Origin of the sequence: Limimaricola litoreus, assembly GCF_024159025.1 — a bacterium.
GTDB classification, from domain to species: Bacteria; Pseudomonadota; Alphaproteobacteria; order Rhodobacterales; family Rhodobacteraceae; genus Limimaricola; species Limimaricola litoreus.
This window is the reverse complement of the sequence record NZ_JAMYXC010000282.1, coordinates 1-10,933: the sequence shown is the minus strand read 5'-3', so window position 1 is coordinate 10,933 and position 10,933 is coordinate 1. Positions and strand designations below refer to the sequence as shown.

Here is a 10,933-nt window from a genome sequence, read left to right as displayed (position 1 = left end):
CCGCCCGTCGAGCGCCTGCAGCGCCTGATCCATGCCGCCGGGCGCCGCGAGGCCCAGCCCCTCGATCCGGTCGGCGAATTCGGCGGCCACGGCGGCCAGCGTAGCGCGGTCCACCAGCCGCAGCGCGCCCAGTTCGCGGGTCAGGCTGATCTGCACGGCCTCGGGCAAGGCCGCGAGATCGAGCTTGCGGCCCTCCGCGATCATCAGCTGCACCACCATGGCCGCCTTGCGGCGCGGGCTCACGTGATCTGCGCCGACGGGCTTTCCGGCGGAATGGTCGATGGGCTGTGGTGCTGACACGGATCCCGCTCTCCTCGGCATGCTCTTCCGGCCCGAGGAGTAGGGGATCAAGGTAAACAAGCTGTTCGCATCGGCGCGATGCCGCGCCCCGCTCAGGGGGTGACGACGATCGACAGCTCCGCGAGGCGCGCGCGGGTCGCGGGGTCCAGTTCGACGCTGTCATGGGTCAGCGCGTGCAATCGCGCCAGCTCGGTGCGCATCGCCCCGATCTCCGCCTCGTCGAACGGCCGATCGGGATGGGCCAGCCCGCCGAAACTGCGCGCCCCCGACACCATCGAGAGGGTGACGCCGTATCGCAGGCCGTATTCGGCGGCCTGCGGCATGACGCCGCGCGGATCGTCGCCGGGATCGACGTCGCCCCAGAGCAGCGCGCCCTCGTTCGACATCGCCCAGCGCACCGTGGGGTCGCTCATCAGCAGCCCCTGCTTGGCATAGCTCGTGACCCACCCGGTCGGGTAGCAATTGAACATCACCCTGGGGGCCGCAAAACGGACGTGCAGCCCTATGGCGAATCCTCCCGGCGCAATCTGCTTGAGATGCGACAGGCTATGGCCGATACTGTCTGCATTGGGCGGGGTCATCTCGGCGGGTCACCTCGGTGTCGCGGCCTCCACGAACACAGCGTCACGAGGGGGCGAAAATCAGCGTTGGCGCAATGAGCATCTGGTCGCATATCCAACCCCTCCGATCCGGATCCAGCCCGTGACGATCCATGACGAGACCGAACTGCTGAACCGGCTCGCCCCGGTCGGGTATTACATCGCGCTGCGCGTGGGATTTGCATCCCCGCTCGAGGAATACAACCATCTGCCTGCGCCATGGATCGAAATTTATACCGCAGAGCGACTTTTCTTCGATGACCCGGCGATCCGTTGGGCCTATTCGCACGAGGGCGCCGCGCGCTGGAGCGCGATCGAGGATCCCTTCGGCCTCTTCGTACGGGCGCGGCGGATGGGGCTGCGGCATGGGGCGGTGGCCTCGGTCGCCGATGCGGGCGGTGCGCGCTCCTACGGGATCTATATCCGCGAGGACCGCGAGTTCAGCGATCGCGAACTGGAGAGTCTCGACGAGATGATCGGCCGTCTGCACGCCGCGGCGGCGCCGCCGAGCAATCTCACGAAGGCCGAGATCGAGGTGCTGCGGATGGTCAAGAACGGCTACAGGCTCAAGCAGATCGCCCATGCGCTGGGCGTCACCGAGGGCGCGATCAAGCAGCGGCTGAAGAACGCCCGCACCAAGCTCGGCGCCAACACGGCGACCCAGGCGGCGACGCTGGCGGCCGGGTTCGGGCTGATCTGAGGGGCGGCGGGCCCGAAAGCCCGCCGCGACGGTTCAGCCGAAGACGCGCGCGAAGATCGTCTCGACATGCTTGGTGTGGTAGCCCAGATCGAACTTCTCCTCGATCTGCTCGGGGCTGAGCGCGGCGGTGACCTCCGCGTCGGCCAGAAGCTCGGTCTTGAAGTCCGCGCCCTGCTCCCAGACCTTCATCGCGTTGCGCTGCACGAGGCGATAGGCGTCCTCGCGGCTCACGCCGGCCTGCGTCAGCGCCAGCAGCACGCGTTGGCTCATCACCAGCCCGCGGAACTTGTTCATGTTGTCGAGCATGTGCTGCGGGTAGATCACCAGCTTCTCGATCACGCCCGCCAGACGGTTGAGCGCGAAGTCGAGCGTCACCGTCGTGTCGGGCCCGATCGCCCGCTCGACCGAGGAATGCGAGATGTCGCGCTCGTGCCAGAGCGTGACGTTCTCCATCGCCGGCACCACCGACATCCGCACGAGGCGCGCAAGGCCGGTGAGGTTCTCGGTCAGCACCGGGTTGCGCTTGTGCGGCATGGCCGAGGAGCCCTTCTGCCCCTTGGAGAAGAACTCTTCGGCCTCCAGCACCTCGGTGCGCTGCATGTGGCGGATCTCGGTGGCGATGTTCTCCATCGAGGAGGCGATCACCCCCAGCGTGGCGAAGAACATCGCGTGGCGGTCGCGCGGGATCACCTGAGTCGAGATCGGCTCGGGGCTCAGGCCCATCTTGGCGCAGACATGCTCTTCCACGCGGGGGTCGATATTGGCGAAGGTGCCCACCGCGCCCGAAAGCGCGCCGGTGGCGATCTCCTCGCGGGCGTTGCGCAGGCGGGCCAGGCCGCGGTCCATCTCGGCGTAAAAACGCGCGAAGGTCAGCCCCATGGTCGTCGGCTCGGCGTGGATGCCGTGGGAGCGGCCGATCCGCACCGTGTCCCTGTGCTCGATCGCGCGCGCCTTGAGCGCGGACAGAACCCGCTCCATGTCCGCGATCAGGATGTCGGCGGCGCGGGTGAGCTGCACGTTGAAGGTCGTGTCGAGCACGTCCGACGAGGTCATGCCCTGATGCACGAAGCGCGCCTGGTCCGCGCCCACATGTTCGGACAGATGCGTGAGAAAGGCGATGACGTCATGCTTGGTGACGGCCTCGATCTCGTCAATGCGCGCGACGTCGAACTCGACGTCCTTCGCCTTCCACACGGCATCCGCATTCTCGCGCGGGATCACGCCCAGATCGGCCATCGCGTCGCCCGCATGGGCCTCGATCTCGTACCAGATGCGGAACTTGGTGGCGGGCTCCCAGATGGCGGTCATCTCGGGGCGGGAATAGCGGGGGATCATCGGCGCTCTCTCGTATGGGGAGGGTTCGCCGGGGTCATAGGGGGATGGGCGGCGTCGCACAAGGTCGCGGGATGACGCGGCGGAACCGGAGTGCCGGGCCGATCACGGCCCGGCGCGTCTTCAATAGCCCGCGGCGGCGAGAGCCGGCTGCAGCAGCTGCGATCCCAGCGTCGCCGCGAGGCTTGCCGCGACGAGCGCCGAGCCGCCTTTGCGTGCGCGCCACAAGGGCAGGCCGAACAGGCGGCGCGGCGCGCGCGCCGCCTGCGCCTCCTGTTCGGTCTCGGCCAGCGCGGCGCGGATCCGCTGCATTTCCCGGGTCGAGGGATGGGCCTTGGCCGGAATGTCGTTGGCCGGGGTCGCGGTATCGGTGCGGGTTTGCGGCTTGGGCCGCTCGGTGCGGTAGGCCGGCGGCTGCGGCCGCCTGGGGCGGGGCTGGCGCAGTGGCACCTCGGGGGCCAGCTCGGAGATCTGCTCGGCGGTCTCCGCGTCGTAGCGGGCGAGCATGCGGTCGAATTCACAGGAGTCGGGATTGCCGCCGGGCCAGGCCGGGTCGAAGCCGGGCAGCTCCTCGACCATGACGTCGATCATCTCGGCGGTCGGGCTTTGCGTGCTTGTCTTCCATAGCATTCGGTCGGACATGTAGCGGGCATTGATCCGGTCGGCGAGAAGGCGGGTGATCGTGCCCTGGTGGCTGGCGATGCCGATCTGGCAATCGCCGCTCTCGTCGGCGCCGACGCCGATCGTCAGACAGGCGGCGTAGCGGCCGGGCAGGGGCTGGGACCAGCCGAGGATGATCCGGGCGTTGTCGAGGTTGAAGATGGCGACGTCTTCATGATCCCAGTTCAGTCCGCAGGCCCCGGTGGGACCCTCCATGAGCGAGGTGCGCAGATCGTCGACGAGATTGGGGAAATCGAGCGGGGGGACGCTGCGAAACAGCAGCTGGGCAATGGTACTGGTGATCGGGTCGGACATGGACCGGTCTCCAAGATGAGTCGGCTCGTTGGCCGGTGAGTGGTCCTTTCAATAAGGTTAATGAATGTGTTCGCCTTGAGCGCGAAGCGGGGAATTAGCATGGTCGCTTTGCGCGACAGGCCTTCTTGCTGCCGCATTTCGGCCACCGTGCCACCGCGGGCGCGAACAGGCGTGCCACCGCGGGCGCAGACAGGTCGCGCGCGGGGCCGAACGCAAACGGGGCGCCCGAAGGCGCCCCGCGTGATCCGCTCCCGCTTTCGCGATCAGCAGGAATAATACAGCTTGTACTCGACCGGGTGCGGCGTGTGCTCGTAGGCGTAGACCTCTTCCCATCTAAGCGCCATGTAGCCTTCGAGTTGGCTTTTGGTGAACACGTCGCCCGCGAGCAGGAACTCGTGATCGGCTTCGAGCGCCTCGAGCGCCTCGCGCAGCGAGCCGCAGACGGTCGGGATCTCGGCCAGCTCCTCGGGGGGCAGGTCGTAGAGATCCTTGTCCGAGGCCGGGCCCGGGTCGATCTTGTTGCGGATGCCGTCGAGGCCGGCCATCAGCAGCGCCGAGAAGCACAGATAGGGGTTCGCCGCCGGATCGGGGAAGCGGGCCTCGACGCGCTTGGCCTTCGGGCTCTCGGACCACGGGATCCGCACGCAGCCCGAACGGTTGCGGGCCGAATAGGCGCGCAGCACCGGCGCCTCGAAGCCCGGGATCAGGCGCTTGTAGCTGTTGGTGGTCGGGTTGGTGATCGCGTTGAGCGCCTTGGCATGCTTCAGGATGCCACCGATGAAGTAGAGCGCCTCCTGGCTGAGGTCGGCATACTTGTCGCCGGCAAACAGCGGCTTGCCGTCCTTCCAGATCGACATGTTGACATGCATGCCCGAGCCGTTGTCGCCCGAGATCGGCTTGGGCATGAAGGTCGCCGACTTGCCATAGGCCTGGGCCACGTTGTGGATCACGTATTTGTACTTCTGGATCTCGTCGGCCTGATGGGTCAGCGTGCCGAAGATCAGGCCCAGCTCGTGCTGGCAGGACGCCACCTCGTGGTGGTGCTTGTCGACCTTCATGCCCATGCGCTTCATGGTCGAGAGCATCTCGCCGCGCATGTCCTGCGCATCGTCGATCGGGTTGACGGGGAAGTAGCCGCCCTTGACGCCCGGACGGTGGCCGGTGTTGCCGACCTCGTATTCGGTATCGGTGTTCCACGCGCCGTCGACGGCGTCGACATGGAAGGAGACCTTGTTCGAGGTGACGGCGAAGCGCACGTCATCGAAGATGAAGAACTCGGCCTCGGGGCCCATGAAGGCGGTGTCGCCGATGCCCGAGGACTTGAGATAGGCCTCGGCTTTCAGCGCAGTGCCGCGCGGATCGCGGTCATAGGGCTCGCCGGTGTCGGGCTCGACCACGGTGCAATGGATGCACAGGGTCTTCTCGGCGTAGAACGGGTCGATATAGGCGCTGTCGAAGGCCGGCATCAGCTTCATGTCGGACTGCTCGATCGACTTCCACCCGGCGATCGAGGAGCCGTCGAACATGAAGCCTTCCTCGAGGAAGTCCTCGTCGACGAGGTCGTTGACCACGGTGACGTGCTGCAGCTTGCCCTTGGGGTCGGTAAAGCGGATGTCGACGTATTCGACTTCCTCGTCCTTGATCATCTTCAGAATCGTGGCGCTGTCCATCTGACTGCCTTTCTTGTTGTCTCGTGTTCGTGAAAAGGGGGCGGGGCCCCCTCGCGACGCGCGGATCAGATCGCGTCGTCGCCGAATTCTCCGGTGCGGATGCGGATCGCCTGTTCGACGGGCGAGACGAAGATCTTGCCATCGCCGATCTTGTCGGTCTTGGCGGCGTCGACGATGGCGGCGATCGCGCGCTCGACCTGATCGTCGGGCAGGACCACCTCGACCTTCACCTTGGGCAGAAAGTCGACCACGTATTCGGCGCCGCGATACAGCTCCGTGTGACCCTTCTGGCGTCCGAAGCCCTTGACCTCGACGACCGAAAGACCCTGCACCCCGGCTTCTTGGAGCGCTTCCTTCACCTCGTCGAGCTTGAACGGCTTGATGATCGCCTCGATCTTCTTCATGTCGCGCATCCCTTGCGTCCGCGTTCTGAGGCGTGAAACCATGTCGGCCCGACCACCTCAATCATCCGCCCGGAGCGAGCCCGGCCAAGGCCTCGAAAATCCACGAGCGTGATTAAAATTTGTGCAGGATGGCTCCGAATGATGCAATCCGAGAATGCGACCCCCCGATCGCCGCAGGACGCTGCCGCATCCATGGGCATTTTCGAAGGATCGCCGCTGCTGACCGCCGCGGAAATGCGCGCGGCCGAAGCGGAGGCGATCGCGGGCGGCACGCCCGGCCTCGTGCTGATGGAGCGCGCGGCGCAGGCGGTGGTCGCCGCAGTGCAGGCGCATTGGCCGGAGCTGGGGCCGGGGTCACGCGTCTGCGTGCTTTGCGGGCCGGGCGGCAACGGCGGAGATGGCTACGCGGTGGCGCGGCAACTCGCGGCGCGCGGCTGGACGGTGGAGCTTCATGCGCTCGCGCCTGCCGGTCAGGCGGACGCGGCGGCCCAGGCGGCGCTCTGGGCGGGCATGGGCGCGATCGGGGATTGGGACGGCACGACAGGGGCGGTACGGCGCGCCGATCTCGTCATCGACGCTCTGTTCGGTCTCGGCCTGACCCGGCCCTTGGACGCCCGGCTGGAGCCGGTGCTCGACGCCGGGGCGCAAAGGGTGCTGGCGATCGACCTGCCCTCGGGGCTGTGCTCCGACAGCGGCCGGGCGCTCGGGGGGCGTTGCTTTGATGCCGATCTCACCGTGAGCTTTCATGCACCCAAGCGCGGGCATGTGCTGGCCGAAGGCCCCGCGCGCTGCGGGTCGCTCGACATCCGCGACATCGGTCTCGAAAGGACGGAAGCCGCGGTCAGGCTGACGCAGCCGCCCGAAGGTCTCGGCAAGCGGTCGGGGCATAAATACGGGTATGGTCACGCGCTGGTCCTGTCTGGCGGGGTGGGACGCGGCGGCGCGGCGCGCATGGCCGCGCGCGCGGCGCTCAGGATCGGCGCCGGGCTGGTGACCATGGCCTGCCCGGCCGCCGCGCTGCAGGAGAACGCCGCCCGGCTCGATGCGGTCATGCTGCGGCGCCTGCGCGATCGCGCGGCGCTCGACGAAATGCTCGAAGACGAGCGGCTCAATGCGCTGCTGCTCGGTCCGGGGCTGGGGGTGCGGACGCGCGAGCGGGACCTTGTCGCAAGCGCTCTTGCCGCGCGCCGCTCAACGGTGCTCGACGCGGATGCGCTGAGCCTCGTCGCCCAAGATAGCGAATTGCGCGCGGGCCTGCATGGGGGCTGCCTGCTCACGCCGCATGACGGGGAATTCGCACGGCTCTTCCCTGACCTGGCCGATCGGCTGAAGGAGGAGGCCAATGCAGGGCCGGCCTTTTCGCGCGTCGATGCCGCGCGCGAAGCGGCGGCGCGGGCGGGCTGCGCGGTGCTGCTCAAGGGGCCCGACACGGTGATCGCTGCCCCCGACGGGCGGATGCGCGTCAATGCCGGGGTCTACGGGCGGGCCGCGCCATGGCTCGCCACCGCCGGGGCGGGCGACGTGCTGGCCGGGATGGCGGCGGGGCTGATGGCGCGCGGCTGGCCGGGTTTCGAGGCCGGATGCGACGCGGCATGGCTGCATGTCGCGGCTGCGCGCCGCTTCGGGCCCGGGCTGATCGCCGAGGACCTGCCCGAGCAGCTGTCGGGTCTGATGCGCGAGATGGGGCTCTAGGGCCGCCACGGCAGCCCGCTTTTTTCCCGTGGCGCACCGCTTCGGGCTTTGCTAGACAGCGCCGAGAATTCCGGGGGGCCGTTCCGCTCCCCATGAGAGACATGCGGGTGTGGCGGAACTGGTAGACGCACCAGATTTAGGTTCTGGCGCCGCAAGGCGTGGGGGTTCGAGTCCCTTCACCCGCACCAGGAAACACGACTGAGAAAAGGACGACAGATGCAGGTCACCGAGACCCTCAACGACGGCCTCAAGCGCGGCTACACGATCACGCTGCCCGCCGCCGAACTGGACGCCAAGGTGCAGGAAAAGCTGGTCGAAGCCCAGCCCGAGGTCGCCATGAAGGGCTTCCGCAAGGGCAAGGTGCCGCTGTCGCTGCTGAAAAAGCAGTTCGGCCCGCGCGTGCTTGGCGAAGCCATGCAGGAAAGCATCGACGGCGCGCTGTCGAACCACCTCGAGGAGAGCGGCGATCGCCCGGCGATGCAGCCCGAGGTGAAGATGGCCAATGACGACTGGAAGGAAGGCGACGACGTCGAGGTCACCGTCTCCTACGAGAAGCTGCCCGAGATCCCCGAGGCCGATTTCTCCGACGTCGAGATCGAGCGGCTGAAGGTCGTGGCCGACGACGCCGCGATCGACGATGCGCTGGGCAACCTCGCCGAGACCGCGCAGAACTTTGAGGACAAGGACGGCGCGGCTGACGAGGGCGACCAGGTCGTCATCGATTTCCTCGGCAAGATCGACGGCGAGGCCTTCGAGGGCGGCGCGGCCGAAGACTATCCGCTGGTGCTCGGCTCCAACTCCTTCATCCCCGGCTTCGAGGATGGCCTCAAGGGCGTGAAGGCCGGTGACGAGAAGAACGTCGAGGTCAACTTCCCCGAGGATTACCAGGCCCAGAACCTCGCCGGCAAGGCCGCGGTGTTCGAGTGCAAGGTCAAGGCGGTGAAGGCCCCTCAGAAGGCCGAGATCGACGACGAACTGGCTAAGAAGTTCGGCGCCGAGGATCTCGCTTCGCTGAAGTCGCAGATCGCCGAGCGTCTGGAGGCCGAGTATTCCGGCGCCTCGCGCGCCGTGGCCAAGCGCAAGCTGCTCGACATCCTTGACGAGAAGGTCTCCTTCGACCTGCCGCCGAGCCTCGTCGAGGCCGAGGCCAAGCAGATCGCGCACCAGCTCTACCACGAAGAGCATCCCGAAGATCACGGCCACGACCACGGCGAGATCGAGCCCACCGACGAGCACAACAAGCTCGCCGAGCGCCGCGTGAAGCTGGGGCTGCTTCTGGCCGAGATCGGCCAGAAGGCCGAGATCCAAGTCACCGACCAGGAGCTCACCCAGGCGATCCTCAACCAGGCGCGCCAGTATCGCGGCCAGGAGCGGCAGTTCTTCGAGTTCGTTCAGCAGAACCCGCAGATGCGCCAGCAGATCCAGGCCCCGATCTTCGAGGACAAGGTCATCGACCACATCCTCGAGCAGGCTAAGGTCGAGGAGAAAGAGGTCTCCAAGGAGGATCTCCAGAAGGCCGTCGAGGCGCTCGACGACGAGGCTTGAGCCTCTCGTCAGCGATCGGATGATGCAAAGGCCGCCCTTCGGGGCGGCCTTTCTCGTTCCGAGAGATCTTCGGCGGGTCGCGCGGGCTTGGGGCGGGCCTTCTTGCGGCTGTCAGACCCGCTTTGAAACCATGAACGCCGCAAAGAGAAAGGGCGCCCCCACATGGGACGCCCCTTCCAACCGGTGCAGCAGGACTCAGAAATTCTGTCGGCTCAGCTGCCCCAGCTGCGGACCGCGCCGCAATCCATGTGGACGAAGTTCGAGCCCGAATATTTGCCGACGCCCCCGGCCTTGCAGGCCGCGGCGGCGCGCGCCATCTGGTTGACGCTGCGGCTGGCGAGCCGCAGGTCGGCGGCCTGGCCCTTGAGGTGCAGCGAGTTCTTGGCGACGCCGGAAGAGCGGCTGCGCAGCATCGCGTTGGTCGCCGGCGAGCGGTAGCCCGACAGCAGCATGTAGGGTTCGCCGACCTCCAGCAGGGCGTGCGAAGCGGACATGATATCGACGGTGCGGGTGTCGATGTCCATCAGCTGGTCGTTGCGCCAGTCGCGCATGAAGACGTTGATCTCGCGGATTGCCTCGGCGATGTACTCACCTTCGATCCAGTAGATCGTGTCGATCTTTTCGCCGGTGCGTTCGGAATACATCGAGATCCGGCGGACATCGCCCGCGCGCCTCAGGAAACCGGCTGCATTCGAATAGGTCGGTGCTGCGGTGACTGCCGTGGCCGCGAATGCGCCAAGGAGACCGCGGCGGGTCATGCCCGCCGTGCGAAGATTTTTCATCATGTGAGCGCCTGTCCCGTCGCTTACCTGTGGGCCCGCAGTTTCACGGGCATTTTTGCCATCCATCCCCAGATGCAGACCCTCTATCGCACGGGAGAACGACTCGACCAAGACCGGTTATCGGATAACAGGGTGAAGAAACCGGAAATCGGCGGGAACTTGCGCAACAATCGGCGCATTGTATCTCAGCCCCGGGGTTTCGTGACGCATTTGCCGCGCTGCAAATGGTTTTTTCCTTTGGGCTTCGATCCTTCGTTGGCCGTGCAGAATGCCGGCGTCTATCACCGCCACGAGATCCCGCCGGATCCTTCTGACCCCACGGTGCCCCATGCTGCTCGCCCCCCGTCGCCGCCTTCCTTCCCTTGGATCCCTTGTGCTGAGCGCCGGGATCGCCCTGTCGCTGTCATCCCCGATCAAGGCCGAGCCGCTGGCGCAGATCACCCCGTTCCGACAGGCCATCGCCGAGACGGTCGCAGGGCAGGGCGGCTTGGCCCAGACCTACCGCGCCCGCGGCTTCGCGGGAATCTGGACCGGCACGCAGGCCGCCGCGGTGGCGCGGCGCAACGCACTGCTCTCGGCGCTGTCGAGCGCGGATGCACATGGCTTGCCCGTCTCGCGGTACGACCCCGAGGGGCTGGCGGTGCGGCTGCGCGCCGCGCGCAGCGCCGAAGAGCGCGCGGCGATGGATATCGAGATGACCCGCGTCTTCCTGCGCTATGCGCGCGACGTGCAGACGGGGATGCTCGAGCCGGGCAAGGTGGTGCCGCTCATTCGCCGCGAGGTGCCGCTGCGCGATCCGGGCGAGACGCTGGCGGGCTTTCTTGATGCCGAACCGGTGGCTTTCCTGCGCAGCCTCGCGCCGATCGCCCCCGAATACGGCCGGCTGATGCGCGCCCGCGCCGAGCTGCAACGCGCGCTCGACGCGAGTGGCTGG

11 protein-coding genes and 1 tRNA gene are annotated in these 10,933 nt (G+C 67.1%); 5 read left to right on the top strand and 7 right to left on the bottom strand.

Going from position 1 to position 10,933, the window contains the following annotated elements; all coding sequences use genetic code 11:
- Positions 1–300, bottom strand: a 300-nt coding sequence (locus NHG85_RS17555) for a magnesium and cobalt transport protein CorA (RefSeq protein WP_502213724.1), incomplete at its 3' end; no start/stop codon positions are given.
- Positions 301–392: 92 nt separating this feature from the next.
- Complete coding sequence (locus tag NHG85_RS17550) at positions 393–770, bottom strand: autoinducer binding domain-containing protein (protein WP_253334857.1); 378 nt, start codon at positions 768–770, stop codon at positions 393–395.
- 232 nt (positions 771–1,002) lie between these two features.
- Between NHG85_RS17550 and NHG85_RS17545 the strand changes: the two genes are divergently transcribed.
- Complete coding sequence (locus tag NHG85_RS17545) at positions 1,003–1,599, top strand: helix-turn-helix transcriptional regulator (RefSeq protein ID WP_253334855.1); 597 nt, start codon at positions 1,003–1,005, stop codon at positions 1,597–1,599.
- A gap of 33 nt (positions 1,600–1,632) precedes the next feature.
- Here NHG85_RS17545 and purB read toward each other — a convergent pair whose 3' ends face one another.
- The 4 genes from purB to NHG85_RS17525 all read right to left on the bottom strand — a co-directional run bounded on the left by purB (position 1,633) and on the right by NHG85_RS17525 (position 5,980).
- Complete coding sequence (purB, locus tag NHG85_RS17540) at positions 1,633–2,934, bottom strand: adenylosuccinate lyase (protein ID WP_253334853.1); 1,302 nt, start codon at positions 2,932–2,934, stop codon at positions 1,633–1,635.
- A 120-nt stretch (positions 2,935–3,054) separates the two neighbouring features.
- Complete coding sequence (locus NHG85_RS17535; protein WP_253334850.1) at positions 3,055–3,906, bottom strand: hypothetical protein; 852 nt, start codon at positions 3,904–3,906, stop codon at positions 3,055–3,057.
- A gap of 263 nt (positions 3,907–4,169) precedes the next feature.
- Positions 4,170–5,576, bottom strand: a complete 1,407-nt coding sequence (gene glnA, locus NHG85_RS17530) for a type I glutamate--ammonia ligase (protein WP_253334848.1) — start codon at positions 5,574–5,576, stop codon at positions 4,170–4,172.
- A gap of 65 nt (positions 5,577–5,641) precedes the next feature.
- Entirely contained in the window at positions 5,642–5,980 is a 339-nt protein-coding gene (locus tag NHG85_RS17525) for a P-II family nitrogen regulator (RefSeq protein ID WP_017928800.1), read from the bottom strand.
- A 192-nt stretch (positions 5,981–6,172) separates the two neighbouring features.
- Between NHG85_RS17525 and NHG85_RS17520 the strand changes: the two genes are divergently transcribed.
- From NHG85_RS17520 to tig, 3 genes are all read left to right on the top strand, one after another.
- Positions 6,173–7,672: an NAD(P)H-hydrate dehydratase gene (locus NHG85_RS17520; protein ID WP_253334847.1), complete on the top strand. Its 1,500-nt coding sequence runs from the start codon at positions 6,173–6,175 to the stop codon at positions 7,670–7,672.
- A 103-nt stretch (positions 7,673–7,775) separates the two neighbouring features.
- Positions 7,776–7,860 (top strand) — tRNA-Leu (locus NHG85_RS17515).
- Between the two features lie 28 nt (positions 7,861–7,888).
- Entirely contained in the window at positions 7,889–9,217 is a 1,329-nt protein-coding gene (gene tig / locus NHG85_RS17510; protein WP_253334846.1) for a trigger factor, read from the top strand.
- A 212-nt stretch (positions 9,218–9,429) separates the two neighbouring features.
- On the opposite strand, the gene mepK is transcribed toward tig, so the two are convergent.
- Positions 9,430–10,002, bottom strand: coding sequence for a peptidoglycan L,D-endopeptidase MepK (gene mepK, locus NHG85_RS17505; protein ID WP_253334844.1), 573 nt, complete (start codon positions 10,000–10,002; stop codon positions 9,430–9,432).
- A gap of 370 nt (positions 10,003–10,372) precedes the next feature.
- Between mepK and NHG85_RS17500 the strand changes: the two genes are divergently transcribed.
- The coding region (locus NHG85_RS17500; protein ID WP_502213723.1) for a L,D-transpeptidase scaffold domain-containing protein at positions 10,373–10,933 on the top strand (561 nt) is incomplete at its 3' end.